General features: G+C 67.2%; 30 protein-coding genes. 11 read left to right on the forward strand and 19 right to left on the reverse strand.

Annotation, left to right across the window (positions count from 1 at the left end; all coding sequences use genetic code 11):
* The first annotated feature begins 7 nt into the window (after window positions 1–7).
* The 3 genes from BU124_RS06395 to BU124_RS06405 all read left to right on the forward strand — a co-directional run bounded on the left by BU124_RS06395 (window position 8) and on the right by BU124_RS06405 (window position 2,410).
* Window positions 8–1,195 (forward strand): GNAT family N-acetyltransferase, encoded by a 1,188-nt coding sequence (locus BU124_RS06395; protein ID WP_084861812.1) that lies wholly within the window; start codon window positions 8–10, stop codon window positions 1,193–1,195.
* 15 nt (window positions 1,196–1,210) lie between these two features.
* Window positions 1,211–1,495 (forward strand): 4a-hydroxytetrahydrobiopterin dehydratase, encoded by a 285-nt coding sequence (locus tag BU124_RS06400; RefSeq protein WP_084861814.1) that lies wholly within the window; start codon window positions 1,211–1,213, stop codon window positions 1,493–1,495.
* A 123-nt stretch (window positions 1,496–1,618) separates the two neighbouring features.
* Window positions 1,619–2,410, forward strand: coding sequence for a mechanosensitive ion channel family protein (locus tag BU124_RS06405; protein WP_084861816.1), 792 nt, complete (start codon window positions 1,619–1,621; stop codon window positions 2,408–2,410).
* Window positions 2,411–2,489: 79 nt separating this feature from the next.
* On the opposite strand, the gene BU124_RS06410 is transcribed toward BU124_RS06405, so the two are convergent.
* Window positions 2,490–2,978, reverse strand: coding sequence for a peroxiredoxin (locus BU124_RS06410; protein ID WP_084861818.1), 489 nt, complete (start codon window positions 2,976–2,978; stop codon window positions 2,490–2,492).
* A gap of 84 nt (window positions 2,979–3,062) precedes the next feature.
* On the opposite strand from BU124_RS06410, the gene BU124_RS06415 reads away from it, so the two are divergent.
* Both BU124_RS06415 and rsmD read left to right on the forward strand, forming a co-directional pair.
* Window positions 3,063–4,271, forward strand: a complete 1,209-nt coding sequence (locus BU124_RS06415; protein WP_084861820.1) for an NAD(P)/FAD-dependent oxidoreductase — start codon at window positions 3,063–3,065, stop codon at window positions 4,269–4,271.
* Window positions 4,268–4,837, forward strand: a complete 570-nt coding sequence (gene rsmD / locus BU124_RS06420; RefSeq protein ID WP_084861822.1) for a 16S rRNA (guanine(966)-N(2))-methyltransferase RsmD — start codon at window positions 4,268–4,270, stop codon at window positions 4,835–4,837. Before BU124_RS06415 ends, rsmD begins: the two co-directional genes overlap by 4 nt.
* Here rsmD and map read toward each other — a convergent pair.
* Together map and sfsA are read right to left on the reverse strand one after the other, a co-directional pair.
* The gene (map, locus tag BU124_RS06425; RefSeq protein WP_084861986.1) at window positions 4,831–5,700 is read right to left on the reverse strand and encodes a type I methionyl aminopeptidase; all 870 of its coding nucleotides are present in this window, start codon (window positions 5,698–5,700) and stop codon (window positions 4,831–4,833) included. The two genes, rsmD and map, sit on opposite strands and share 7 nt — an antisense overlap.
* A 68-nt stretch (window positions 5,701–5,768) precedes the next feature.
* Window positions 5,769–6,473 carry a DNA/RNA nuclease SfsA gene (gene sfsA, locus BU124_RS06430; protein ID WP_084861824.1) on the reverse strand — a complete coding sequence of 235 codons (705 nt, stop codon included), beginning with the start codon at window positions 6,471–6,473 and terminating at the stop codon, window positions 5,769–5,771.
* A gap of 39 nt (window positions 6,474–6,512) precedes the next feature.
* Between sfsA and BU124_RS06435 the strand changes: the two genes are divergently transcribed.
* Together BU124_RS06435 and BU124_RS06440 are read left to right on the forward strand one after the other, a co-directional pair.
* Window positions 6,513–7,235, forward strand: a complete 723-nt coding sequence (locus tag BU124_RS06435) for a competence/damage-inducible protein A (RefSeq protein WP_084861825.1) — start codon at window positions 6,513–6,515, stop codon at window positions 7,233–7,235.
* Window positions 7,232–7,948, forward strand: coding sequence for a GNAT family N-acetyltransferase (locus tag BU124_RS06440; RefSeq protein WP_084861827.1), 717 nt, complete (start codon window positions 7,232–7,234; stop codon window positions 7,946–7,948). The genes BU124_RS06435 and BU124_RS06440 overlap by 4 nt, the downstream gene beginning before the upstream one ends.
* 137 nt (window positions 7,949–8,085) lie before the next feature.
* Here the strand turns inward: BU124_RS06440 and BU124_RS06445 are convergent, their stop codons facing one another.
* The 5 genes from BU124_RS06445 to BU124_RS06465 form a co-directional block, all read right to left on the reverse strand.
* Window positions 8,086–8,991, reverse strand: a complete 906-nt coding sequence (locus BU124_RS06445) for a LysR family transcriptional regulator (protein WP_084861829.1) — start codon at window positions 8,989–8,991, stop codon at window positions 8,086–8,088.
* Between the two features lie 165 nt (window positions 8,992–9,156).
* Window positions 9,157–11,181: an NADPH-dependent 2,4-dienoyl-CoA reductase gene (locus BU124_RS06450; RefSeq protein WP_084861831.1), complete on the reverse strand. Its 2,025-nt coding sequence runs from the start codon at window positions 11,179–11,181 to the stop codon at window positions 9,157–9,159.
* Window positions 11,182–11,267: 86 nt separating this feature from the next.
* The gene (locus BU124_RS06455) at window positions 11,268–11,654 is read right to left on the reverse strand and encodes a hypothetical protein (RefSeq protein ID WP_084861989.1); all 387 of its coding nucleotides are present in this window, start codon (window positions 11,652–11,654) and stop codon (window positions 11,268–11,270) included.
* 11 nt (window positions 11,655–11,665) lie between these two features.
* Window positions 11,666–12,439 carry a DUF6478 family protein gene (locus BU124_RS06460; RefSeq protein ID WP_084861833.1) on the reverse strand — a complete coding sequence of 258 codons (774 nt, stop codon included), beginning with the start codon at window positions 12,437–12,439 and terminating at the stop codon, window positions 11,666–11,668.
* A 105-nt stretch (window positions 12,440–12,544) separates the two neighbouring features.
* Entirely contained in the window at window positions 12,545–13,177 is a 633-nt protein-coding gene (locus BU124_RS06465) for a hypothetical protein (protein WP_084861834.1), read from the reverse strand.
* A 176-nt stretch (window positions 13,178–13,353) separates the two neighbouring features.
* On the opposite strand from BU124_RS06465, the gene accD reads away from it, so the two are divergent.
* From accD to BU124_RS06480, 3 genes are read left to right on the forward strand one after another with little or no spacing between them, the layout of a single operon-like run.
* On the forward strand, window positions 13,354–14,310 hold the full coding sequence (accD, locus tag BU124_RS06470) for an acetyl-CoA carboxylase, carboxyltransferase subunit beta (protein WP_084861836.1): 957 nt from the start codon (window positions 13,354–13,356) through the stop codon (window positions 14,308–14,310).
* Window positions 14,311–14,339: 29 nt separating this feature from the next.
* Entirely contained in the window at window positions 14,340–15,578 is a 1,239-nt protein-coding gene (locus BU124_RS06475; RefSeq protein ID WP_143529908.1) for a bifunctional folylpolyglutamate synthase/dihydrofolate synthase, read from the forward strand.
* Entirely contained in the window at window positions 15,575–16,204 is a 630-nt protein-coding gene (locus tag BU124_RS06480; protein ID WP_179141875.1) for a hypothetical protein, read from the forward strand. Before BU124_RS06475 ends, BU124_RS06480 begins: the two co-directional genes overlap by 4 nt.
* Before the next feature lie 84 nt (window positions 16,205–16,288).
* Here the strand turns inward: BU124_RS06480 and BU124_RS14560 are convergent, their stop codons facing one another.
* The 10 genes from BU124_RS14560 to mbfA all read right to left on the reverse strand — a co-directional run bounded on the left by BU124_RS14560 (window position 16,289) and on the right by mbfA (window position 24,806).
* Entirely contained in the window at window positions 16,289–16,933 is a 645-nt protein-coding gene (locus BU124_RS14560) for a hypothetical protein (RefSeq protein WP_143529905.1), read from the reverse strand.
* A gap of 156 nt (window positions 16,934–17,089) precedes the next feature.
* Entirely contained in the window at window positions 17,090–18,169 is a 1,080-nt protein-coding gene (gene zapE, locus BU124_RS06485) for a cell division protein ZapE (RefSeq protein ID WP_084861841.1), read from the reverse strand.
* 66 nt (window positions 18,170–18,235) lie between these two features.
* The gene (locus BU124_RS06490) at window positions 18,236–19,162 is read right to left on the reverse strand and encodes an alpha/beta fold hydrolase (protein ID WP_084861843.1); all 927 of its coding nucleotides are present in this window, start codon (window positions 19,160–19,162) and stop codon (window positions 18,236–18,238) included.
* 1 nt (window position 19,163) lies between these two features.
* Window positions 19,164–20,072 carry an ornithine cyclodeaminase family protein gene (locus BU124_RS06495; RefSeq protein ID WP_084861845.1) on the reverse strand — a complete coding sequence of 303 codons (909 nt, stop codon included), beginning with the start codon at window positions 20,070–20,072 and terminating at the stop codon, window positions 19,164–19,166.
* Window positions 20,069–20,689, reverse strand: a complete 621-nt coding sequence (locus tag BU124_RS06500; protein ID WP_084861848.1) for an HAD family hydrolase — start codon at window positions 20,687–20,689, stop codon at window positions 20,069–20,071. Before BU124_RS06500 ends, BU124_RS06495 begins: the two co-directional genes overlap by 4 nt.
* Window positions 20,690–20,764: 75 nt before the next feature.
* Window positions 20,765–21,211 (reverse strand): YaiI/YqxD family protein, encoded by a 447-nt coding sequence (locus BU124_RS06505; protein WP_084861851.1) that lies wholly within the window; start codon window positions 21,209–21,211, stop codon window positions 20,765–20,767.
* A gap of 16 nt (window positions 21,212–21,227) precedes the next feature.
* Window positions 21,228–22,055 carry an S-formylglutathione hydrolase gene (gene fghA / locus BU124_RS06510; RefSeq protein ID WP_084861853.1) on the reverse strand — a complete coding sequence of 276 codons (828 nt, stop codon included), beginning with the start codon at window positions 22,053–22,055 and terminating at the stop codon, window positions 21,228–21,230.
* Window positions 22,055–22,747, reverse strand: a complete 693-nt coding sequence (locus BU124_RS06515; RefSeq protein ID WP_084861855.1) for a nitroreductase family protein — start codon at window positions 22,745–22,747, stop codon at window positions 22,055–22,057. Before BU124_RS06515 ends, fghA begins: the two co-directional genes overlap by 1 nt.
* Before the next feature lie 8 nt (window positions 22,748–22,755).
* Window positions 22,756–23,682, reverse strand: a complete 927-nt coding sequence (locus BU124_RS06520; protein WP_084861858.1) for an AEC family transporter — start codon at window positions 23,680–23,682, stop codon at window positions 22,756–22,758.
* Window positions 23,683–23,828: 146 nt separating this feature from the next.
* Window positions 23,829–24,806, reverse strand: coding sequence for an iron exporter MbfA (mbfA, locus tag BU124_RS06525; RefSeq protein WP_084861860.1), 978 nt, complete (start codon window positions 24,804–24,806; stop codon window positions 23,829–23,831).
* 163 nt (window positions 24,807–24,969) lie between these two features.
* Between mbfA and BU124_RS06530 the strand changes: the two genes are divergently transcribed.
* Window positions 24,970–25,587: a TetR/AcrR family transcriptional regulator gene (locus BU124_RS06530; RefSeq protein WP_084861862.1), complete on the forward strand. Its 618-nt coding sequence runs from the start codon at window positions 24,970–24,972 to the stop codon at window positions 25,585–25,587.
* A 13-nt stretch (window positions 25,588–25,600) separates the two neighbouring features.
* Here the strand turns inward: BU124_RS06530 and BU124_RS06535 are convergent, their stop codons facing one another.
* Entirely contained in the window at window positions 25,601–26,293 is a 693-nt protein-coding gene (locus BU124_RS06535; protein ID WP_084861864.1) for an NYN domain-containing protein, read from the reverse strand.
* Window positions 26,294–26,304: the final 11 nt, after the last annotated feature.

Genomic DNA, 26,304 nt, shown 5'->3' on the forward strand with positions numbered 1-26,304 from the left:
TCAGGGCATGGACGCCTCTCCGGTCGAGATCACCGCGCATCGCAGCCTGTCGGACATTCCGGCGGCCGACTGGGATGCCTGCGCCTGTCCCGAGGCCGTCTCGGGCGGCAGGCCCGTCGACCCCTTCACCACGCACAGGTTCCTCACGGCGCTGGAGGAAAGCGGCAGCACCGGCCCCGGAACGGGATGGGAGCCGCATTACCTGGCCGCGCGCAGCAATGGCGCGATCATCGCCGTCGCCCCGCTCTACGGCAAGGCACACAGCCAGGGCGAATACATGTTCGACCACAATTTCGCCCATGCCTATGAACGCGCCGGCGGGCGCTATTATCCCAAGCTGCAGATCGCCGTGCCCTTCACGCCCGTCACCGGCCGTCGCTTTCTGACCAAGCCGGGGCACGAGGCCCAGGGCATGGCGGCGCTGGTGCAAGGCGCGGTGCAACTGGCCACCGACAACGGCCTGTCCTCGGTGCACGCGACCTTCTGTACCGAAGACGAGGCCCTTGCGGGCGAGGAGATGGGCCTGCTACGGCGCACGGCGCAGCAATACCACTGGGCCAACGACGGTTACGCCGACTGGGCGGATTTCCTGGCCCACCTGTCCAGCCGCAAGCGCAAGACCCTGCGCAAGGAACGCCGCGCCGCGCAGGATTTCGGCGGCGAGATCGTGCAACTGACCGGCGACGCCATTCAGCCGCATCATTGGGACGCGATGTGGACCTTCTACCGGGACACGGGCGCGCGCAAATGGGGCACGCCCTACTTGACCCGGCGCTTCTTCGACATCGCCCACGAAAGGTTGCGCGACGACATCCTGCTGGTCTTTGCCCAGCGCGAGGGGGAACCGATCGCGGGGGCGATGAACCTGATCGGGCGGGACAACCTGTTCGGGCGCTACTGGGGCTGCACCGAGCATCACCCCTTCCTGCACTTCGAGGTTTGCTACTACCAGGCCATTGACTACGCCATCGCCCACGGTCTGCGCACGGTCGAGGCCGGCGCGCAGGGCGAGCACAAGCTGGCGCGCGGCTACCTGCCGGTGACGACCCACGCCCTGCACTGGTTCGCCGATGACGGGTTCCGCTATGCCGTGGAAGATTACCTGCAGGCCGAGCGCCGCGCAGTTGATGAAGAGATCGAGGTGCTGACAAGCTACGGCCCCTTCCGCCGGGCCGAGACCGACGACCACGACTGACCAAAGGAGATCACCATGGCCGATCCGATAGACGACGCCGGGCGCAAGACGCTGCAAGAGGCGGGCTGGACCCCGGTCGAGGGCCGCGACGCGGTCACCAAGACCTATACCTTCATCAATTTTGTCGAGGCCTGGGGCTTCATGTCCCGCGCCGCGATCTGGGCCGAGAAGCTCAACCACCATCCCGAGTGGTTCAACGTCTTCAAGACGGTCGAGGTGACGCTCTCGACTCACGACATCGGCGGGTTGAGCGAGCTGGACCTCAAGCTGGCCCAGAAAATGGACAAGCTCGCCGCCTGAGAGGGGCGTCGGCGCAACATCCTCAGACGGGGGCGTTGCGCCGCGTTATCGCCATGGCTGTTGCGGCGCCGCGGCCGGGGATATACTCCGGCGATTAAGGGATTCAACACCGGGGCCATTGCCATGTCAGAAGACTTCATTTTCGATCTTGTCGTGAACATCGCCGTCGCGCTGGCGATCTTCGTCGCCGCACTCTGGCTGAGCGGCTGGGCCCGGGGCCGGATCGTCAAGGTGTCCGAGAAGAACCCACGGTTCGACGTCACGCTGGCCCGGTTCCTGGGCAGCGTTGTGCGCTACGCCGTGCTGGCCATCGCGGTGATCTTCATCCTCGGCCGCTTCGGGATCGAGACGACATCGCTCGCTGCGCTGGTGGGCGCCGTGGGCCTGGCCATCGGGTTCGCCCTGCAGGGGTCGCTGGCAAACCTGGCGGCCGGGGTCATGCTGATCGCATTCCGCCCATTCAAGGCCGGGGATTACGTGACCGCGGGCGGCCAGTCGGGTACCGTCGACGAAATCACCCTCTTCACGACCGAGATGACAACGCCCGACAACGTCAAGATCATCGTGCCCAACGGAGATGTCTTCTCGGGGGCGATCACCAACTTTTCGCATTACGAGACGCGGCGCTGCGACCTGGTTTTCGGTGTCTCCTATGGCACCGACCTCAAGACGGCCGAGACGATCATCACCGAGATCGTCACGAACGACGAAAGGGTCATGGCGGACCCGGCCCCCTTCGTGAAGGTGACCAACCTGGCCGACAGTTCGGTCGATTTCACGGTGCGGGCCTGGTGCGCCGCGGGTGATTACTGGGACCTCAAGTTCGACCTGACCCGTGCGGTCAAGGAAGCCTTCGACGCGCAGGGCGTGGAGATCCCCTTCCCGACCCAGACCATGGTGCAGCGTACGGGATAACGCCCCGATCCCGCCCGGCGGGCGGAACCGGGGCGCCGGTTCAGGACGGATGTCCCGGATCGGCACCTCGCCCGGGGTCCTACAGCGCCGCGAGCAACGCCTCGCCGGCCGAGGTCTCGCAGACACCGGGGTTCTCCTCGACGTGCAGGACTTTGACGACCCCGTCCTCGGCATAAAGTGCGAAGCGTTTCGAACGGTCGATCAGCCCGACCGGCGGCGCGCTGAAATCCATGCCGATGGCCTTGGTGAACGCGGATGCGGCGTCGCCGACCATCTGGATGCCGGCCTGCGTGGCGCCCGTGCTCTCGCCCCAGGCGTCCATCACGAAGGGGTCGTTCACGCTGACACAGATGACCGCGTCGACGCCCTTGGCCTCGAAATCCGCCTTGGTGCGGATGAAACTGGGCACATGGGCCGTGGTGCAGGTGCCGGTATAGGCCCCGGGCAGGCCGAACAGCACCACCTTGCCCGACCCGGCTAGGTCGGCCATCTGCACCTCTTCGGGGCCCTCTTCGCCCATGCGCAGCACCGTTGCATCGGGCAGGGTCTCTCCAACTGAAATCGTCATTCGTCAGGTCCTTCGTCAATTGCGTTTCGTCCCTGCGCGACTATAGGGTCTGACCGGTCCAAGGTCAGCAGGAGATCGTGACACATGGCGCATCATATCGTGATCGGCGGCGGCCAGGCGGCGGCCTCGCTCGTGGCCAGGCTGCGCGCCAGCGGCTTTGAGGGCGCGATCACCCTGATCGGGGCCGAACCGGTGCCCCCCTACCAGCGGCCGCCACTGTCCAAGGCCTATCTGCTGGGCGACATGACGCTCGACCGGCTCTTCCTGCGGCCGGAAAAATGGTATGCCGACAACAACATCACCCTGCGCACCGGCGTGCGCGTGACCGAGGTGAATGCCCAAGACAAGACCCTGCGCCTCGATACCGGCGAGGTGCTGACCTATGACAAGCTCGCCCTCGCCACCGGCTCGCATCCCCGCACGCTCCCGGCCGCGGTCGGCGGCACGCTGGATGGAGTTTATACCGTGCGTGACCTGCACGACGCCGATGCCATGGCGCCCGAGTTCCGTGCGGGCGCACGGCTTCTGGTGATCGGCGGCGGCTACATCGGGCTCGAGGCCGCGGCGGTGGCCGCGAAGAAAGGCGTCACGGTCACGCTGGTCGAAATGGCCGACCGCATCCTGCAACGGGTGGCCTGCCCCGAGACCGCGGCCTATTTTCGCGACCTGCACCGCCGGCACGGGGTGGACATCCGTGAAGGTGTCGGCCTGCAGCACCTGACCGGGACCGACCGTGTCACCGGCGCGGTGTTGACGGATGGCACCGAACTCGAGCTGGATTTCGCCATCGTCGGCGTCGGCATCGAGCCTGCAACTACCCTCGCCGAAGCGGCGGGCCTCGCGGTCGACAACGGCATCGTCACCGACGCGCGGTGCCGCACCTCCGACCCCGACATCCATGCCGCGGGCGACTGTGCCACGTGCCTGTTCAGGGGGCAGCGCATCCGGTTGGAGAGCGTGGGCAACGCGATCGACATGGGTGAGGTCGCGGCGCGGAACATGGCCGGCGAAGATGTCGCGTATGATCCGAAACCGTGGTTCTGGTCGGACCAGTACGATTGCAAGCTGCAGATCGCCGGGCTGAACCTTGGCTACGACGCGGTGCATGTCCGCGGGCACGGTGACGCCCGGTCCCACTGGTATTACAGCGGCGATGAGCTGATCGCGGTGGACGCCATGAACGACGCCCGCACCTACATGGTGGCCAAGCGCCTGATCGAGGCCGGGAAATCGCCCGCGCCCGAGGTCGTCACCGACCCGGAGACCGACATGAAGGCGCTTTTGAAGGCGTGAGGATCATCGGCGGCCAGCATCGCGGGCTGACACTCGCCTCGGTCGGCAAGGGCGACGCTGGCGCGCACCTGCGCCCCACACCGGACCGGGTGCGCGAAAGCCTGTTCAACGTGCTGGCCGGATACGGTCTGCCCCGGGGTGCGCGGGTGCTGGACCTGTTCGCCGGGACCGGCGCGCTGGCGCTCGAGGCGCTGTCGCGCGGGGCCAGCCACGCAACCCTTGTGGACAAGGGACGCGTGGCCCGTCGCCTGATCGGCGAAAACCTTGCCAAGGCGCGGCGCGAACAGGATGCCCGCATCCTGACCTGCGCCGCCGACCGCCTGCCGCAGGCGGACGCGCCCTGTGATCTGGTCTTTCTCGACCCGCCCTACGGGCAGGGTCTGGGCGGGCCGGCCGTTCTTGCCGCACAGCGGCACAGCTGGCTGGCCCCGGCGGCCCTGATCGTCTGGGAGGACAGCGCGCCGCAGGCCGCGCCCATGGGGTTCGCCATGCTCGACAGCCGCCGCTACGGCGACACGCATGTCACCCTGCTGCGCGCCGCGCCCGTGCCGGACGGGGGTCAGTAGGTGGGGTGGAACCGTCCCGCGGGAGACAGGGTGAAAATCTCCGCGCCCTGATCGGTGATACCGATGGAATGCTCGAACTGGGCCGACAGCTGCTTGTCGCGGGTCACCGCCGTCCAGTCGTCCTTGAGGACAACCGTTTCGGGGCGGCCCAGATTGACCATGGGTTCGATGGTGAAGAACATCCCCTCTTCCAGTACCGGGCCGGTGCCCGCGCGGCCGTAATGCAGCACGTTCGGCGGGGCGTGGAACACCCGGCCCAGCCCGTGGCCGCAGAAATCGCGCACGACGCTCATGCGCTGGCCCTCGACGTGGGACTGGATGGCATGGCCGATATCGCCGAAGGTGTTGCCGGGCCGCGCGGCCTCGATCCCCGCCATCAGGGCATCGTGCGTGACCTGGATCAGCCGTTCGGCCTTCTGGTTGGGTTTGCCGCCGGCGACGAACATCCGGCTAGTGTCGCCGAACCAACCGTCGAGGATCACCGTGACGTCGATGTTGAGGATATCGCCGCTCTGCAGCGCGTCATCCTCGCGGCGCTTCTCGAAGTTCTTCGAGATCGTCTCGGAGCGCGCCTTGGGAATCGGCGCGCCGGGAATGCCGTGGCAGACCACGTGATTGACGCTGATGCAACTGGCGTGCTGGAACCCCTTGTAGCCGATGGTGGCGGAGTCCGCCCCGGCCGCGCGGACCCACTCGGTGATCTTGCGGTCCAGCTCGCCAGTGGTGGCGCCGGGCACGACGTGATCGGCGATCCGGTCGAGGATTTCGGCGGCCAGCCGCCCCGCGGCCTGCATGCCGGCGAAATCCGCCCGATCGTGCAGGCGAATGCCGTCCTTGGTGATCCTGCCGCGCGTGTCGTCCATGGCCTCTGCTTCCCGTTTCAGCGACAGATAGGGCAAAACCGCCCGGCGCAAAAGGCCCGGCGCTGCGTCTATTTCACCGTGTCAGGGTCAAGGACCGTGCAGGCGGGGCCGAGCGTGATCGCCGCGGGCGTGATCGCGGCACGGTGGCAGAGCATCTCGACCCCCGCGGCACGCGCCGCCTGCCAGGCGCGGGCATACGCGGAGTCGATATCCGCGGCCAGGGTCATGGCGGCGCAATCCGTGCGCTGGACGAGGTAGAGCATCACCGCCCGCCGCCCGGTCCGGGCGACCTCGGTCAACTCCTGCAGATGCGTCGTGCCGCGCCGGGTGACACTGTCGGGGAACTCGGCCAGGCCGGGCTGGCGGGACAGGGTGACCGACTTGACCTCGACGAAAGTATCGCCGCCCAGGCAGAAATCCACGCGACTGGCGGTGCCGAATTTCACCTCGGCGCGGACCGTGCCCGCCCCGGCCAGCGCCGGCACCGCGCCCGTGCGCAGCGCCTCACCCACCACGCGATTGGCCAAGCCGGTGTCGATGGTGACAAGGCCGCTGTCCAGTTCGACCAGGCGCCAGCCCCAGTCCAGTTTCTTTCGCGGATCGTCGGTGCGTTCCAGCCAGACCCTTGTCCCCGGCGCATCAAGTCCCAGCATGGAGCCGGGATTGGGGCAATGCGCCGTGACCTCTTCACCCGTGTCCAGCACGATGTCGGACAGGAACCGCTTGTAACGGCGGTCCAGCCGGCCGGGCACGAGGGGCGTGGCAAAGCGCATAGACCTGATCTATACCAGCGCCCGGACAAGGAGAAGACCATGCCGAACCCAACCGCCGCCATGCTCGTCATCGGGGATGAGATCCTGTCGGGGCGCACGCGCGAGTCCAACATGCATTACCTCGCCGGCGAGCTGACGCGGATCGGCGTGGACCTGAAAGAGGTGCGCGTTGTCAGCGACGACCAAGATGCTATCGTTGCCGCGTTGAACGCCCTGCGCGGGGCCTTCGACACGGTCTTCACCTCGGGCGGGATCGGGCCGACGCATGACGACATCACCGCCGACAGCGTGGCCGCGGCCTTCGGCGTGGGCATTGACGTGCGCGCGGACGCCCGCGCCGTGCTGCAGGCCCATTACGACCGCGCCGGAACCGAGCTGAACGCGGCGCGGTTACGCATGGCGCGAATCCCCGACGGGGCGGCGCTGATCGACAACCCGGTCAGCGCGGCGCCCGGCTTTTCCATCGGCAACGTGCATGTCATGGCCGGGGTGCCCTCGATTTTCCAGGCGATGGTGGCCAGCGTTCTGCCGCAGGTTGTGGGCGGCGCACCGGTGCAAAGCCGAACGTTGCGCGTGCAGCGCGGCGAGGGCGACGTCGCCGCCCCGCTGGCACGGCTGGCCGAGGCTTATCCGGACCTGTCCGTCGGCTCCTACCCGTTCCAGACGGACGGGGCCTACGGCACGCATGTCGTCGTGCGCGGCACCGACGCGGCACGGGTCGAGGCCGCCATGGCCCGGCTGGCCACCGACCTCGGGCTGTGACACCGCAGTCGCTGACCGCGCTGATCGACGCGACATGGCCCGCCGCGCGCCTTGACCGCGTCGGGCCGTGGACAATTCGCGCGGGTGCGGGCGGGGGCAGCCGGGTCAGCGCCGCGACAGCAAGCGCGCCCGCCGGGGCCGATGACATTCCCGCCGCCGAGGCGGCCATGCGGTCCCTCGGCCAGGCCCCGCTGTTCATGGTGCGCCCGGGCGAGGCGGCGCTGGACGCGGCGCTGGCCACGCGGGGATACCGGGTCAAGGACCCGGTGACGCTTTATACCGCGCCCGTGGCCGACCTGGCGGGGCCGCTGCCGCCTGTCACCTGCTTCAGGGTCTGGCCGCCGCTGGCGGTCCAGCGCGACATATGGACCGCGGGCGGGATAGGGCCGGCGCGCCTTGCGATCATGGCCCGCGTCGCGGGGCCGAAAACCACGATCCTGGGGCGCAACGGTGATAGCCCGGCCGGGACGCTCTTCGTGGCACGGCACGCGGAGACGGCCATGGTCCACGCCGTCGCGGTTCCGCCCCGTTTTCGCCGCCGTGGCATGGCCCGGTCGATGATGCAGGCCGCGGCGGTCTGGTCGCAGGAGGCCGGCGCGCAGGACCTCGCCGTTCTTGTCACGACAGCGAATGCCGCGGCGAACGCGCTCTACGCGTTACTCGGGATGCGGGCCGCTGCCGGTTATCACTACCGCATTCACCCACAGGCCTGAGGCCCGGCACCGACCAGCCCACCGCGCCGGACAGGCCAGCTTGGCGGGCTGCGGCACGGAGGGACCAAAAAGAAGCCGCGGCCCGGGGACCGCGGAGGTGGGGACGCATCCCGTCGGGAATTACGTTGCACGGCACTCTACCAGCGTTCCGGACCCTTTTCTGCAAAGGCATGGGCGAGGAAATCGATGAAGGCCCGAACCTTGGGCTGGGTGAACCGGCCCGGCGGATACACGGCGTAGATGCCCTGGGTCTCCAGCGGCAGATCGGGGATTGCGTCCTCGACAAGGCCCTGATCCAACGCTTCGGCGTAGAGAAAGCTGGGCAGATAGGCGATGCCCAGTCCGGAAATCGCGGCATTCAGAAGGGATTGCCCGTCGTTGACAGTCAGCCATCCGGCGGTGCGGACCTGGCGTTTCTCGCCCGAGGGCGCAGTCAGTTTCCAGACGGCGGAATTGGCGGCATTGGAATAGTGCAGCAGCTTGTGTTCGTTCAGATCGTCGATGCGCTGCGGTCGGCCGTGTTTCTGGAAATACGACGGGCTGGCGACCATCCGCTTTGATGTTTCGGTAAGCTTGCGCGCGCGCAGGCTGCTGTCTTCCAACTCGCCGATGCGGATGGCCATGTCGAAGCCTTCCGAGATCAGTTCGACATAGCGGTTGTTGAGCACCATGTTGACGGTGATATCGGGAAATTCCTGAAGGAATTCGCCCAGAACAGGCGACAGGTGATTGACCCCGAAATCGGTCGCCACGGAAATCCGCAACAGACCTGACGGGTCCGACTGCATCGAGGTGACAAGCGCGTCCGCCTCGCCCGCGTCGGTCAGCACCCGTCGCGCCCGGTCGTAGTAGGCCAGGCCGATCTCGGTTGGGCTGACCCGGCGCGTGGTCCGGTTGAGCAGGCGGGCGCCAAGCCGCGCTTCGAGCGCGGACACGTGCTTGGACACGGCGGACTTCGAGATGCCCATCTTCTTGGCGGCATCCGTGAAGCCGCCCTGGTCAACGACCGTGGCGAAGGCCTCCATTTCGGTCAGACGATCCATCCTGTGTCCTCGGTACTGTCCCACGTTCGAAGACAGTCCTGATCCCGAAATCGGGCAGGACTGCGGCGCATGCCTGACAATTGGTAGGTTTTCACGCGACCGTTCAGCGCAGGGAAACGCGCCGCGGCCGCGCGGGCGGCTACCGATCAGGCCGGTGCCCAACGGTCAAAGTGTGGCGGCAAGCCGCACGCCCTGGTCGATGGCGCGTTTGGCATCCAATTCGGCGGCCACATCGGCCCCGCCGATGACATGCGGGGTCTGTCCGTTTGCCTGCAGCGCGTCGGCCAGGTCACGTTCGGACAATTGCCCGGCACAGAGCACGATCGTGTCGGCCTCGATCAGGGTCGGGTTTTCGCGGGCCTCGCCGTAGGTGACGTGGAGCCCGTCGGCGTCGATGCGTTCGTAGTTGACGCCGCCGATCATCTCGACATTGCGCATCCGCAGGCTGGCCCGGTGGATCCAGCCAGTCGTCTTGCCAAGCCCCTTGCCCAGCTTCTGCGCCTTGCGCTGCAACAGCGTGACCTTGCGCGCCGGGGCCTCGGGTTGCGGCCCCTCGGGGCGCAGACCGCCGCGCATCTGCGCGGGGTCACCCACACCCCATTCCGACATCCACTCGTCCAGATCCTCAGTCGGGCTGTCGTCCACGGTCAGGAACTCGACCACGTCGAAGCCGATCCCGCCGGCCCCGATCACCGCCACGCGGTCGCCCACGGGCGCGCCGTGATACAGCACGTCGATGTAGGACAGCACGTTGGGGCCGTTCTGCCCGGGGATCGACGGATCGCGCGGCACGACCCCCGTGGCGATGATGACCTCGTCGAAGTCCGCCAGCATCGCGGCGGTCGCCTCGGTGCCAAGTCGGGTTGTCACGCCGGCGGCATCGACGCTGGCGGTGAACCAGTCCACCAGCCCGTGAAACTCTTCCTTACCGGGGATGCGCCGCGCCATGTTGAGCTGCCCGCCCAAGCTGTCGGCCTTGTCGAACAGCGTCACGTCGTGGCCCCGGCCTGCGGCGGTGACGGCGGCGGACAGGCCCGCCGGGCCGGCCCCGACCACGGCGATGCGCTTGGCCTGCGCGGCCGGGTCCAGGGTGATCTCGGTTTCATGCGCGGCGCGCGGGTTGACCAGGCAGGAGGCGATCTTCATCGAAAAGGTGTGGTCAAGGCAGGCCTGGTTGCAGGCGATGCAGGGCGCGATCAGGGCGGCGCGCCCCTCGGCCGCCTTCCTGACGAAATGCGCGTCGGCAAGGAAGGGCCGCGCCATGGAGACCATGTCGGCACAGCCCTCGGCCAGCACGTCCTCGGCCACTTGTGGCGTGTTGATCCGGTTCGAGGTGATGACCGGAATGCCGACCTCGCCCATCAGCTTTTGCGTGACCCAGGCAAAGGCGCGGCGCGGCACGCTGGTGGCGATGGTCGGGACGCGCGCCTCGTGCCAGCCGATGCCGGTATTGAGGATCGTGGCCCCGGCCCCTTCGATCTTTCGCGCCAGCGTGACGACCTCGTCCCAGGTCTGGCCCTGGGGGATGAGGTCGATCATGGACAGCCGGTAGATCAGGATGAAGTCGTCGCCCACGGCCGCGCGCACCCGGCGCACCACCTCGACCGGCAGGCGCTGGCGGTTTTCGAGACTGCCGCCCCAGCGGTCGATCCGCTTGTTGGTGTGTTCCACGAGGAACTGGTTGAGGAAATACCCCTCGGACCCCATGACCTCGACCCCGTCGTAGCCCGCCTCGCGGGCGCGGGCGGCGGCGGTGACGATGTCGGCAATCTGTTTCTCGATCCCCGCCTCGTCGAGTTCCGCGGGCGCGAAGGGCGAGATCGGCGACTTGATGGCCGAGGGCGCGACGCACTCCTTGCCATAGGCATAGCGGCCCGCGTGCAGGATCTGCATGGCGATCTTGCCGCCCGCATCATGGACGCGATCGGTGACGACACGGTGATTGGCGATGTCCTCGGCAGTGAACAGGCCGGCCGCGCCGGGAAAGACGCCGCCCTCGCGGTTGGGGGCCATGCCGCCGGTGACCATCAGCGCGACCTCGCCGCGTGCCCGCTCGGCGTAGAATTCGGCGACACGGTTCCAGTCCTTCGTCTCTTCCAGCCCGGTGTGCATGGAGCCCATCAGCACGCGGTTCTTCAGCGTGGTGAAGCCAAGATCCAGCGGGGCCAGCAGATGCGGATAATCGGTCATGGCACGACTCCCTTCGGTTGCGTCTTGCCGCATGTCGGCGCGCGGGTCACGCGCAACGCCGCGTCAGGCGTAAGACAGGCTCGGGATCAGTCCCCCGCCGTTTCGACGCAGTGCCGCCGGAAGGCCTTTTTGAGCATGTCGAGCTCGGCGCGCAGCAGGCCGATCTCGGCACGGATATCCTCGGCCAGGGCGTCCCCTGCGACGATGGCGAAAGATGCCAGCACACTGTCCTCCTGCCGGTCACGGACCAGGAACGTCTGCACACCGTCGGCGATCCGATCCGCCGGGATGGGCACCCTTACGTACCAGCATTCCTCGACCCGGTCGTGCTCCACCTCGACACCCTTGATCTCGTGGTCGAGGTGCGTGACCACGAGATCCGGCTGCCGGGTGTCGTGCTTGCCCCGGGTGAGCACGCCGTGCCAGACACCCTCGATCAAGCGCAGCTTGGTCAGCGTCACGTCCCGTTCCATGGCATCCCCCATCAAAGCGCGGCCCGGGGCACGCGGCACAGGGTGACATCGCGGAGTGTCACCTGGTTCATCTGCGGCCCCTCGAAGATCAGGTCCACCCAGGCGGACTCGACCCTCTTTTCGTTGAGATTGGTATAGGCCAGATCGAATTCGACCATGACCGGATCCTCGTGCAGGGGCAGTTCCCGCACGATCTGTTCGGTGTTCGGCCCGTGCCGCACGTTGAGGCGCGCGAAGATTTCCAGCGGTGTTTCCATCTCGACGATCACGTCAAGCCGGATCAGATGCCGCTTGCGCAGCCCCTCGCAGGCCGCGCGCGGCAAGTCGAGGACGAGGCTCAGGAACGAGCCGTCGAACTGGAACACGTCCAGGCGCAGGCCGAAGGGCGCGAGGTCCGCCTCGCGCGTGTTGCGCAACTGCCGCAGGCTCAATTCCGAGACGCGGCAGTCGTGGAACAGCGTGACCTCGTCGCCAAGCGCGGTTCGGGTTTCGACCGCCGCCAGCCCCTTTACCGGCAGCGCCCCGCGCCAGGCCTGCGGCCGCCAGGACCAGTCGGTTCCCTGCGGCTGCGGAAAGGACGTCGACCCGATGCGGGGCAGGGCGAGGCGGTTGTCAGCCTGGTAGGTCAGTTCATCCAGCGTGTGCCGCAGGTTGCGGGCGGCATTGCGCTGGCGGCGCAGTTCCGAAATCTCGGTCCGCGGGGCCTGTGCCGCCGCCCGCGACCAGTAGCGTCGCATCCGGCGGTCGACGAATCGAGCCAGAAGCCCATTGCGCAGCTTTGCCATGTCAGGCCTTCGCCCTGTTCAACTTTCGACAATATATCTGCCAAATTGTTTCACGAATGGAAACAGATAGCGAGAGCGCTGAGAGTCCTTGGCCCGGATCACCGGTCATGCGTCCGAGGGCGTCGGCTGGTTCACGTCTTTCAGGGCGCGCAGTGCCGCTTCCAGAAGGGTGCGCCCCGCCTCTGTGGTCAGCGGGTCACGGTCATAGGCCAGAACCGAGACCGTGACCAGCCGATCCTCGATATCGGTAAAGCCCCGCCAAACCTTGGGCGTCGTGCCCGGAACTGGCGCCCCGGCGTGATCCTCGAACCGGACCATGACACGAGTGCCATCGACCTCGACCTCGCCGACCTCGACGCCTGCCTCGCCGCTCGACAGAAGGCCTTGGCCGGAATCTTCGCGCAGCATATCGGCCAGGTCCGCGGCCCCCGCGCCGACAAGCGCACTGCCCGGTGCCCCGAACTGCACCGTGATCAACCCGGCCCGGTCCGGCATCGTTCCGCCACGCTTCGACAAGACGGCGCAGCCGGCCATGATGGCAAACCCGCTTGAGGCTGCGCTGGCGGACGGGTCCACGCAATACCCATCAGGGCCGCGCACCCGCACCGCGCCATCGAGCAACGCGAGGGTGCGGATACCATCGCCGGTCATGTCGCGCCCGAAGCCGGGAAGGGTGATACCGAGGTCGCAGGCCGACAGCCAGGTCAGCCCTGCCAGCGCCAGAATGGTCTTGCGCATGATCCTCCTCCGCGCCGCCCTTCGCGCCGGTTTAATCCCGCGCCGCGGCAGGAACAAGGCCGCTGGCCCGGCCGCGCCCCGCGACCGGGTCGGGCAGCCGCGCGGTGGGCCACCCGCCGCCGATTGCATTCCATCCGCGCCCGCCTTATCCCTGTCGCGCAACGTCAGAGGCGCCCATGAACTGGATCTCCAACTACGTCCGCCCGCGCATCAATTCGATCTTCTCGCGCCGCGAAGTGCCCGAGAACCTGTGGTCGAAATGCGACGAATGCGGCACGATGCTGTTCCACCGGGAACTGAAAGAGGCGCTGTATGTCTGCACCTCCTGCGGGCATCACATGGGCATCACGCCGCGGGATCGTTTCAAGGCGTTTTTCGACGGCGGCGTCTTCACCGAGGTCGCGGTGCCCCAGCCGGTCGAGGACCCGCTGAAATTCCGCGACCAGAAGAAATACCCCGACCGTCTGCGCGCGGCCCAGAAGAAATCCGGCGAGCGCGAGGCGATGCTCGTCGTCGAGGGCGAGATCGGCCGCACCCCCATCATCGCCGCGGGTCAGGACTTTTCCTTCATGGGCGGGTCGATGTCGATGTATGTCGGCAATGCCATCCTCGCCGCCGCCGAGCGCGCGATCGAGACCGGGCGCCCGCTGATCCTGTTCTCGGCGGCGGGCGGCGCGCGGATGCAGGAGGGCATCCTGGGCCTGATGCAGATGCCGCGCACCACCATCGCGGTGCAGATGCTCAAGGAGGCTGGCCTGCCCTACATCGTGGTGCTGACGCATCCCACGACCGGGGGCGTCACCGCATCCTACGCGATGCTGGGCGACGTGCAGATCGCCGAACCTAACGCGCTGATCGGCTTCGCCGGCGCGCGCGTGATCGAGCAGACCATCCGCGAGAAGCTGCCCGAGGGGTTCCAGCGCGCCGAGTACCTGCTGGATCACGGGATGCTGGACCGCGTGACCCCGCGCGCGCAGCTTCGCGAGGAACTGATCACGATCACGCGCATGCTGTTGGGCGAAAGCCCTGCCGTCGCGGGTGATCTGCCCGCCCCCGCCGAAGAGACCCTGCCCGATGTCGTCGCCGAGGATACGGGGCAGGCGGCCGACCCGGAACAGGACGCCAAGGCGTGAGCGGCGGGTCCGACATCATCCTGCAGCGGATGATGGCCCTGCACCCCAAGATCATCGACCTGACGCTGGACAGGGTCTGGCGGCTGCTGGAGGCCCTGGGCAACCCGCAGGACCGCCTGCCGCCGGTGATCCACATCGCCGGGACCAACGGCAAGGGCTCGACCCTGGCGATGCTGCGCGCGGGGCTGGAAGGGGCCGGGCACGACGTGCACGCCTATACCTCGCCGCATCTCGCGCGGTTTCACGAACGCATCCGCCTGGCCGGTGACCTGATTTCCGAGGGCCATTTGGCGCGGGTGCTCGACCGTTGCGAGGCCGCCAACGGCGGTGCCCCGATCACCTATTTCGAGATCACCACCTGCGCCGCGCTGCTCGCCTTTGCGGAAACCCCGGCCGATTACACCCTGCTCGAGGTGGGCCTGGGCGGGCGGCTGGACGCGACCAACGTGATCGGCCGCCCGGCGCTGACCGTCATCACCCCGGTGGACATGGACCATCAGCAGTTCCTGGGCGACACGCTGCCCGCGATTGCGGCCGAGAAGGCCGGGATCATCAAGCGTGGCGTGCCCTGCATCGTCGGGCGTCAGCACGCCGCCGCGCTGGAGGTGATCGAGGACCGCGCCGCGCGGCTGGCCGCCCCCGTTCTGGCCCATGGGCAGCACTGGCAGGTCGCCGAGGACCGCGGGCGGCTGACCTACCAGGATGAGGCCGGCCTGCTGGACCTGGCCCCGCCCAGCCTGCCCGGCCCCCACCAACTGGACAACGCCGGCATGGCGCTCGCTGCCCTGCGACAACTGGGGACGGGCGAGATGGCCTGCGCGGCGGCCATGACCGGAGCCGTCTGGCCGGCCCGGATGCAACGGTTGAGCACCGGCGCGCTGGCCGACCGCGTCCGGCCGGCCGAGCTCTGGCTCGACGGCGGGCACAACCCGGCGGCGGGCGCGGCGCTGGCGGCCACGCTGGACGGGCTGCCCGAACGGCCCACGCACCTGGTTTGCGGCATGCTCGACACCAAGGACATCACCGGCTACATGGCGCCGCTCGCGCGCCATGCCGAAGGCCTCACGGCCATCTCCATTCCCGGCGAGGCCGCCACCCTGCCCGCCGAAACCACGGCCCGCGCGGCCGCGAAGGCGGGGATGGCCGCGACCACCGCGCCGGACCTCGATAGCGCGCTGCAAGCGATCATCGCCGAGCGGCCCGGGGCGCGCATCCTGATCTGCGGCTCGCTCTACCTGGCCGGGCACGTCCTGAGGGCCAACGCATGATCCGGTTGCTGGCCCTTCTGACGCTGGCCACGCCGGCCACGGCCGCCGATTTTGTGTTCTGCTGGCAGGGCGACAATGGCTACCGGATGGAGGGGCGCATGACCGTCCCAGACGAGCGCCTGTCGCAACCGCTGGTAAGGCAGGACGACGTCACGGGGTTTTTCATCCGGGGCTTTCACAACGGCATCCCCATCGGCAGCTGGGACCTGTCGCAACTGACGCCCGAGACCAGCTGGAACCTGTCCTTCGACCCACAGCGCATGGTCTTTCCCACCGGCGGCATGCACACCGGCCCCGCGGGGCAGGCCTGGAACGCCGGCGGGCGCGCCAACGACTGCGGCGACCCCGGCTTCGGCTTCAATTCGGGGACCAACGCGCAGGATCTCTGCGTCAACAACGCCTGGATCACCGACAGCATGATCAACCGCTACACCCGGTTCCCCGTCTACGAGGCGGGCGCGGTCGATCTCGATTGCGGCGGGGCGCCACTGCTCGGGCAAGCGGGCGACAGTGTCGATTTGAACAGTCTTGCTCAGCTTGAAATTTATCAATTGGTCCGGAGCGGCAACCACGGCTCTGCAGATCGAATTGGTTCCTACGGCGCAATGGCCAAGAAAACAGAATGAAAGCTCGGGAGGCTAATCGGCACCCAAGCACAAACACTTGTTTTTAGTAATAAACTATAAATTTTAAAGGTCTATTGCTTCCGCTCAATCAGCCGACGCATCAGCATTGGGCTGCACGAATGCAACTGGCCCCAAGTCTGTATTAAAAAACCAGTCCCGATGCTTTAAGTTCCCGTCCGCGATATACAAATCTCGGATCATGTAACGTTCCGTACCATCCTCAAAATCCAAGACCAATTCTGGGCCATCATTTTTATCCGAAATTGAAATGGCAGGATCATTGATAGCGACGCTTTCCAAAATTCGTTTTATTTGGAATGGGTCGTTGATCCTTTCAACTTGAAAATAACAGGCACCTTCAAAAGCACCCACACCCACCAGCGTAACTGCCCCTGCCACGATCGTAACTGGAGCTGTCACCACGCTGGCAACCGTCGCACCGAAACCTGCGGACCCAGCAATAATACCTGTTGTTCCAGCGGCCGAAGCTCCTGCAGCCGTCGAGCCCAACATCGTCAGGCCTGACGCCGAGTGAACAAGCGTGTAGTAGCCAGCAGCTTTCAATCCAGCACCAGCTGCCGCCGCACTGCCTCCCGCAGCTGCTGCCGCCGAGGTCACCGTTTGGCCGGCGAGCTTCGACGGCTTGTAGTCGCAGATCTCTGCATAAGCAGTTCCCGAGGCCAAACAACTACCAAAAACGAGACCTGCAACTCGATTTAATGCTGCCATAGACTCACTCCTCTTTCCACGGACAGAAGAAAACAACTGCGGGGGCATGTCAAGTTCTGGTGGCAATCAGCATATTGGAAGTTGCCTATACCACTACCCGCAAGGTGTCTAAAAAGACAAGGATGGGCAAAACACCTTAGACTGGCTCATGTCTACTCAAGCGGATTGGGCCACCCAGTCCGCGCCCTGCATTTCGCGCAGGCGGCTGGCGGTGCGCTCGAACTCGAAGACGCCGTCGCCCTCGACATAGAGCATTTCGGGCGCCGCGGCGGCCGAACAGATCAGGTGCACCTGGGCCTCGTAGAGGGCATCGACGAGGGTGACGAACCGCTTGGCCTCGTTGTAGTTTGACCGGCCCAGCTGCGGGATGTCTTCCAGGATCAGCACGCGCGCCACCTCGGCCAGCGACAGGTAATCGGCGGCCCCAAGCGCACGGCCGCAGAGATCGTGGAACTTCGCCCGCGCCACGCCATTGTAGAACCCGGGGATGTGCAGGTCGTGCCCCTTGACGCGCAGCACCATGGGTTCGGCCCTGCCGCCGGTGAAATCGGCCCAGATCGCCCGGATCCGCGCCCGCGCCTCGGCGTCGGCGGGGGTGAAATACGACGGCGCACCGGCAAGAACGCTCTGCCGGTAGTCGGTGTCGCTGACCAGTTCCCAGACCGTCAGCTTGTCCTTCATCAGGGCGATGAAGGGCAGGAACAGCTGCCGGTTCAGCCCGTCGCGGTACAGATCGTCGGGCGGCCGGTTCGAGGTGGTCACGACCGTCACACCGGCCGCGAAGAGCGCCTCGAACAGGCGACCCACGATCATGGCGTCGGTGATGTCGTTGATCTGCATCTCGTCGAAGGCCAGGAACCGGACCTCGGCGGCCAGGGCCTCGGCCACGGGCTGTATGGCGTCGTCAACGCCCGTCTCGCGGGCCTTGGCGATCTCGGCGTGGACCCATTGCATGAAGGCGTGGAAATGGGCCCGCCGCTTGGGCGCCTCGACAAGCTCCACCAGCAGGTCCATCAGCATGGACTTGCCGCGCCCGACACCGCCCCACATGTAAAGCCCCTTTGGCGGCGCGACCGGCCGGGCCTTGCGGAACAATCCCTTTTTCGGGGGGCTGGGCGGATTTTCCAGTGCCAGGCGGACGCGCTCCAGCTCGCCCAGAACGGCCTCCTGCGCCGCATCGTGATGCAACTCGCCCGCATCGACCCGGGCGAAATAGGCGTCCTGAACACGTCCCATGCCAGCCTGATAGCGCGATCGGCAAGGGTTGAAAAGAACAGGCCGACGCCGCCGGCGATGGCACTGTCAGTCAGCCTCGCGCAGAACGCCGGCCAGCAGCGCCGTGACGTCTTGCGCATGTGTGAAAGGTATCTGGTGGCCGGCCTCGGGGACAACCTCCTGCCGGACGACCCGGTTCCACTGGGTCAAGGTGCCCAGCGCGGACAGCGGGATGACCCTGTCGGTTTCGGCCCAGATGCCGACGACGGGCACGCCCTCACGGCCCAGCAGGCGGTGGTCCGCCTCCTGGACCTCGGCCAGAATATGCCGGCGGCTGGACAGGACCGACCGCAGGAATCCCTTTCCCGCGTATTCGGCCAGTTGCAGCTCAATGATCCCGTCGATGTCGAAGTCGCCCCCCAGCTGGCGGCGCAGGGCGCGGCGGTCTCGGCGCTGCGCGATCACCGCGTGCACCCAGTCGCCCAGCACCGGCGTTGTCCGGCAGAACCGGGTGAGGCGGTCCTCGCGCAGACGCACACCGGCGGGGGCCAGCAGGATCAGCCGTTTCATTCGCCCCGGATGGGCCGCCGCGAAGGCGGTGGCGATGGCCCCGCCCATGGAGTAGCCAAGCAGGGTCAGGTCCGCGTCCAGCTCCTGATGCGCCAGAAGGTCCTGCAGCTGGGTCAGGAAGAACGCCCGATCCTGCCGGCCGCGGGGCGCGTCCGAGTAGCCGCGGCCGTAGAGGTCGTAGATCAGCACCCGGTATCCGATACCTGCCAGCCCGCGGGCGATGGCGTAGAACACCGGGCCGGGCGTGGACAGCCCGTGGATCGCCACCACGACCGGCCCGCGCACCGGCCCCAGCCATTGGTAGTGCGTCACGCCCTGCGACAGCCTTGCGAAACGGCCCGGCGCGGCATCGCGCATCCGCTCGGCGGGAAGACGGCGCGCCTCGGCCTGCTGGGGCAGTGTTGCGACGATTGCCGCCAGGATCGTCAGCAGAAGCCAGCCCATGTCAGCCCTGCCATTTCTCGAGGATGTAGCGGCTGGTCATCAGGTCCAGGTGCGCGCCCCCTCCGTTCTTGAACAGGGTGATCTCGTCGCGTGACGTCCGGGTGAACGCCTCCGGCGCGTAGTGGTCGGCCACCACGTCGTCGCGGGTGATCGCGCCCGTTTCCAGCGGGATGCGCAACTCGCCGATGTGGCCGAGCGTCGTGTCGCGGCTGTCCACGAAGATGCGGGCGCGCTGCAGCGCGGTATCGTCGGCCTCGCGCATGTCGGGACGGTAGGCGCCGATCAGATCAACATGCTGACCCGGTTTCAGCCAGGCGCCGTGCAGAAGCGGATCGGTGCTCATCGTGGCCATGGTCACGATATCGGCCTGTTCGACCGCCGCCTGCAGATCCTCGGCCACGGCCACGCCGGGGCAGTCCCGCGCGAACCGCGCCGCCCCCGCGGGCGAGCGGTTCCAGACCGTGAACTCGGCCCGCGGAAAGGCCGCGCCATAGGCCTGCCAGAGCGACCGGCCCACGGTCCCGGCGCCGACGATCAGGATCTTGCGGCTGTCGGGCCGGGCAAGGCGGCGCGCGGCCAGCAGGCTGTCGCCGGCGGTCTTCCACTTGGTCACCAAGTGGAAATCGAGGATCGCCTCGAGCTGGCCGCCCGTGTCGGCGAAGAGCATCACTGCCCCGTTGATCATCGGATCGCCCGCGGCGGGATTGGCGGGAAAGATCGTGGCGCATTTCACCGCGATTCCCATGCCGTCGATCCAGGCCGACCGGTTGAGCAGCGTGTCCCGGTCGCGGTAGAGGAACAGGTCGTCGACGGCAGCGCGCGGCCGGTCGTGCCCCGCCGCCAGCGCGTCGGTCAGCGCCAGCCAGTCCAGCCCGGCCTCGCCGTCCTTGAAGGGAATGATCGTCGTCATGTCAGGGCGTCCCGCGTGACAAGGCCGGCGGCCACCAGCCGGTCGGCCCAGCCCGCCGGTCCGTCGAAGAGATGCGCCTGCCAGCCGCGCGCCCGGGCCGCGGCGATGTTCTCGGCCCGGTCGTCGGTGAACAGTAGCCGCTCCGGCGCGATGCCGCAGTCCTCTTCCACCATATCGTAGATGCGCGGGTCGGGCTTGGTCACGCCCATGTGCCCGCTGATGTAGTGGCGGTCGAATTCCTCCAGGAACGGATAGTTTTCGCGCCCGATCTCGAAGGTCTCGATGCCGAAGTTGGACAGGGCGAAAACCGGCACACTGGCCCTGCGCAGCGCCCGCAGGATGCCGACCGATGCGTCGATCGCCGGGGCGGCCATGTCGATCCAGCGGTCCTGCCACATCCGGATTTCGGTGGCCCAGCCGGGATGGGCCGCGGCGACCTCGGCGATGACCTCGGTGAAGGGTTCACCGCGGTCGACACGGTCATTCATCCCGTGCAGGTCGATGGCCGCGAAGAAGGCCGCGCGCCGGTCCGCCCCGATCACGCGGTCGTAGAACCGTTCGGGCTGCCACTCGATAAGGACATTGCCGATGTCGAAGATCACCGCCTGGGGGGTCATGGGTGCTCCTTGCTGTCTGGCAGGAACAGTAGCCGCGCCCGCGGGCCGGGAAAAGCCCCGACCTGCGGCACGCAATCACTGCCGCGCGGCGCGGCGCAGCAGGTGTTCCAGCCGGTCGAGGAAGCGCGACCGGTCGGCCTTGGAAAAGCCCTTGCCGCCGCCCTGGCGGAAGGGGTCGGCGGCGCGCAGGTCGGTCATCAGGTCGCGGGTGGCCAGCGCCTGGCCCACGTTGCGTGCCGTCAGTTCCTCACCGTCGGGTTTGAGCACGGCCGCCCCCGCCTCGATGCAGCGCGCGGCGAGGGGTATATCGGCAGTAACGACCACGTCGCCCAGGCCGCACCGCGCGGCGATCCACTTGTCGGCCGCGTCCGGGTCGTCTGAGACGAAGACGGTCTCGACCAGCGGGTTTTCAGACGGTCGCAGCCCGCCGTTGGCGACGATAGTCGCCGGGTGGCGGTGGCGCGTGGCGACGCGCGCGACCTCGGCCTTGACCGGGCAGGCGTCACCGTCGACGTAAATCAAACGGCCGTGCCCCCGCTCATTGCCACAAGGCCTCGGCGTGGAAGGCCACGTGGTCCGCGATGAAGCTCGAGACGAAGAAATAGCTGTGGTCGTAGCCCTCTTGCAGGCGCAGTTGTCCCGGTTGGCGCTGCGTGGTCATGGCGTCGGCCAGCACCTCGACACGCAGCAGGTCCCAGAAATTGTCGCGCGTGCCCACGTCCACCAGGACCGGGCCGTCGAACCCGGTTTCCCGCATCAGCAGGCTGGCGTCATGCGCCCGGCCCGCCTCGATGCCGCCCAGGTAGGCCTCGAACTGCTTGCGGCCCCAGTCGCCTTGGGTCGGGTTGCAGATCGGCGCAAAGGCCGAGACCGACCGGAACCGCCCGGGTAGGGACATGGCCAGCGTCAGGGCCCCGTGCCCGCCCATGGAATGCCCGGTGATCGCCTGCCGTTCGGGGTCGATGGCAAAGCTGGTGTCGAGGACACGCGGCAGTTCCTCGGCCAGGTAATCCCACATACGGAAATGCGGCGCCCAGGGGGCTTCGGTCGCGTTCACGTAGAACCCCGCGCCCTGGCCCATGTCGAAGTCGGGGTCGTCCGCGACCCCCTCGCCCCGGGGCGAGGTATCGGGAAAACACAGCGCGATCCCGTGGTCTGCCGCCCAGGCCTGTGCGCCCGCCTTGGTCATGGCGTTCTCGTGCGTGCAGGTCAGGCCCGACAGGTACCACAGTAGCGGCACGGGGCCGTCGCGCGCCTCTTCGGGCAGGAACAGGCCGAAGGTCATGTCGCAGGAACAGGCGTCCGAGCGGTGGCGATAGACGCCCTGCGTGCCGGCGAAACAGCGGTTTTCGGAAAGGGTCTCCATCAGGGGTTTCCTTCATAGACGGTCATTATCTGGTCCAGCGGTTTCTTTTTCTTGGCCACGGCGGGAACGGTCGCATCCGCTGCCGGGTGGCCCACGGCAAGGATCATGACCGGTTTCTCGTTCTCGGGCCGATCGCACAGGCCGTTGAGGAATTTCATCGGGTTGGGCGTATGGGTCAGGCACGACAGCCCCGCGGTATGCAGCGCGGTGATCAGCACGCCGGTGGCGATGCCGACGCTTTCGGGCACGTAGTAGTGCTTGACCCGCTCGCCGTCGCGATACCCCCAGCGCTGGGCGAAGATCACGATCAACCACGGCGCGACGTCCAGGTGCCGCTTGACGGCATCCGTGCCGATGGGCTCCAGCGCGGCCAGCCATTCATCGCTGCCACCGCCGTCGTAGAACTTTTCCTCTTCGGCCTCGGCGGCCAGCCGCACCTTGTGCTTCATCGCCTGGTCCGAGATCGCCACGAAGTGCCAGGGCTGCTGGTTGGCCCCGCTGGGCGCCGTGCCGGCCGCTGCGATGCAGGTGTCGATCACCCTCCGCGGGACGGGCCGCTCGGAAAAGTCCCGGATGGAATGGCGTGTTTTCACCAGGCCCAGGAAATCCCGGGCCTGCCGCTCCATCTCGGCGTCGGGGAACGTGCGCCGGTCGGGCAGGGGCAGCGCCTGGTAGACGGGTTTTTCGGGCATGGCCCCTCCTATCCGGTGACAAGGGCGATGACGCCCGAAACGGTGACGACGCTCGCTGCGGTCGAGATCAGGATCGCGGCCGACACTCGCTGCGGCGCGACCCCGTAGTGCTGCGCCAGAATGTAGACATTCCCGGCCACGGGCAAGGCGGCCGCGGCGATCATGACCCCGGCGGCATAGGGGTCCACCGGCAGCATGTAGAACGCGGCAAACCCGACAGCGGCCGGGTGCAGCACCAGCTTGGCCAGCGACAGCCAGCCTGCGACCGCGACGCGCTCGGCCGATTTGCCGGCCAGCGAGGCCCCGATAGCGAAAAGTGCACCGGGCGTGGCCGCGGCACCGAGGATTTCGAGGAAATCATTCGCCGGGCCGGGTATGGGCAGCCCCAGGGCCGAGACCACCAGCCCGAGCCCGATGGACATGATCATCGGGTTCTTGAGCAGGCCCAGCCCGACGCTACGCAGGATGCCGAGGCTCATCCGGCCGTCGCGCGACCCGGTGATCAGGATCACGATCAGCGAGCCGAATACGATCAGGTCCACCGACAGGACCATCATGATCGCCGGGATGGCCTCGGGGCCCAGCAGCATGGCCAGCATGGGAATCCCGAGAAAGCCGACGTTGCCGATGACGGCGCATTGCGCCTCGACCGCCGCTTCCTCGATCCCGCGGCGGCGCAGCAGGGCCACGCCGGTGGCAACAAGGTAGATCAAAAGCGTGCCCCAGAGATAGGCCAGCACGAAGGGCCAGTCGAAGATCTCGCCGATCGACAGATTGGCCGCGAAACGGAACAGCATGGCCGACAGGGCGAAGTAGAAGACGAACTTGGTCAGCCAGGCCGTCGCCTCGGCGGTGAAAAAGCCCGTGCGCCCCGCGCCGTAGCCCAGCCCGATCAGCGCGAAAAACGGCAGCGTCTGAAGGAGGATGTCCCACATGGACGCAGCGTTATCACGCCCGGTCGGCGGGACAAGCGGCAATGCGCACCTTCCGCCAGTCCGCGCCGCCGCCCGTGTTTCTTCTGGCCGCAAATATCCTTGGGGGTGAATTGGCCGTAGGCCAAGAGGGGGCGGACAGCCCCCTGTCAGCCGCCGCCGATCAGGACCCCGGCGGCAAAGACCAGCGCGCCGCCCAGCACCACCTGAAACGTCGCCCGCAGGAAGGGCGTGTCCATGAACCGGTTCTGAATCCAGACGATGGCCCAAAGCTCGACGAAGACGACGATGATCGCGGTGATGGTCGCCGTCCAGAAATCGGGAATGAGGTAGGGCAGCGCGTGGCCCAGCCCGCCCAGCGTTGTCATGACCCCGCTGGCCAGCCCTCGCTTTAACGGCGATCCGCGCCCTGAGATCTGCCCGTCATCCGAGGCCGCCTCGGTAAAGCCCATGGAAATCCCGGCCCCGACCGAGGCCGCGAGCCCGACCAGGAAGGTCGTCCACGTGTCCTGGGTGGCAAAGGCCGTGGCGAAGATCGGCGCCAGCGTAGAGACCGAACCGTCCATCAACCCGGCAAGCCCAGGCTGCACCCAGGTCAGAACGAATCGACGATGCGCCTCGGAATCCTCTTCGGAGCGGGTCACATCACCCAGGTGTTCCTGCTCCAGGGTGTCGGCGGTGTCGGCATGGCCTGCCTCGGCCGCGGCCAGGTCGCCCAGCAGCTTGCGGGTGTCGGCATCCGTGGTGGCGGCCGCGGCGGCCTCGTAGAAGCGCTGCGCGTCGCGTTCCATCAGGTGCGCCTCTTCGCGGATCCGCTCCAGCCCGAGGTTCTCGACCAGCCAGACCGGGCGCCGCGCATGGAACCCGGCGACGTGTTCGCGCCGCAGCAGGGGGATGACCTTGCCGAACCGGGTCTCGTGCAGGTCGATCAGGCGGTGGCGGTGGGCGTCCTCTTCCTCGGCCATGCCGTCGAAAATCGCGGCAGAGGCCGGGAAATCCGCGCGCAGTATCTCGGCATAGGTGCGATAGATGCGGGCGTCATCCTCTTCCGAGGAGATGGCGAGCGCGAGGACCTCTTGTTCGGACAGGTCCTTGAAACGGCGGCGGGTTGGAACTCCGGGGATCACGGGACACCTCTTTTTTAGAATTGTTCTAATATGCAATAGTTCTGTTGAATTGCAAGCCCCGGCGCCGCTCTATCGGCCACGACGCGGCCCCGGATGCGGCTGACGTCGCGGATTCCTTGCTGCGACTGAACCGCGCGGTTTATGGTCCGGCCAAGGAGGAGCGATGGCCGACGGCGATTTAGAGATCAAGAAGGGCCGCAAGTTCGACCAGGTGCTGGCAGGCGCCCGGACGGTTTTCATGGCGCATGGCTACGAGGGGGCCTCGGTCGACGAAATCGCCCGGGCCGCGGATGTGTCCAAGGCCACGCTCTATAGCTATTTCCCCGACAAGCGCCTGCTGTTCGCCGAGGTCGCCAGGGTCGAGAGCGAACGCCAGGCGCAACTTTCGCTTGCCGAGATCGACACCGACGGGCCGCCTGAGGAAGTGCTTTATCGTGCCGGCAAGCGGCTGATGACCTTCCTGACCTCGCGCTTCGGGCAACAGGTTGTCGGCCTGTGTTCCGCCGAGGCGCAGCGCTTTCCTGAACTCGGGTGCATGTTCTACGATTCGGGCCCCGGCCTCGTGCGGGAGCATTTCAGCCACTACCTCGCCTGCGCTGCCCAGGCCGGCCGCTTGCGCATCGACGACCCGCTGCTGGCCGCCGACCAGTTCGCCGAATTATGCAAGGCGCGGATATTCACCCGCATCACCTGCGGCGTTCAGACCGAGTTCGACGACGACGAGCTGGAGACGATCCTGACCGCGGCGGTCGAGATGTTCATGGCCCGCTACGGCCCCTGATGGGGCGCGACGGTCAGTCCTTGCGGCGCACTTCCATGTGATTGCCCGACCCGCGGCGCAACTCGAACAACTTGAGCGACCCGACAAGATCGCTCAGCTTGACCTTGCCGTAGGTGCGCGGGTCGAAGTCGGGGTTGTCCGCCACGAGCTTCTGCCCGATCGCGCCCAGGCCGACCCACTCGCTCTCCTGGTCGACCGCGTCCATGGCGCGGCGGATCAGCGGCACCGCCTCGGTTGGCTTGCGCTTGCCCGATTGCGGCGCGTCCTCCTCGGCGATGTTCTCGATCAGGACGAAGCGGTTGCAGGTGTTGCGCAGGCTCACCGGGGTCTTGGCCTCGCCGATGCCGATCACCGCGAGGCCCTGTTCGCGGATGCGGCTGGCCAGCGCGGTGAAATCGCTGTCGGAACTGACCAGCACGAAACCGTCGAACCGGCCCGAGTGAAGGATGTCCATGGCGTCGATGACCAGCCCGATGTCGGTGGCGTTCTTGCCGGTGGTGTTCGAGGGCAGTTGCCGCTGTACCAGCCCCAGTTCGGCCGCGGTCTTCTTCCAGCCCGCCAGATGGCCGGTGGACCAGTCGCCGTAGACCCGCCGCAGGGCCGGCTCGCCGAACTGGGTGATCTCCTTGAGGATCGCCTCGGCATGGCTGGACGAGACGTTGTCGGCGTCGATCAGCACGGCATAGAGGCTGCTTGGGTCCGGCATGTTCCCTCCGG

Source organism: Salibaculum halophilum (assembly GCF_002094885.1).
In the GTDB taxonomy this organism is placed as follows: Bacteria; Pseudomonadota; Alphaproteobacteria; order Rhodobacterales; family Rhodobacteraceae; genus Salibaculum; species Salibaculum halophilum.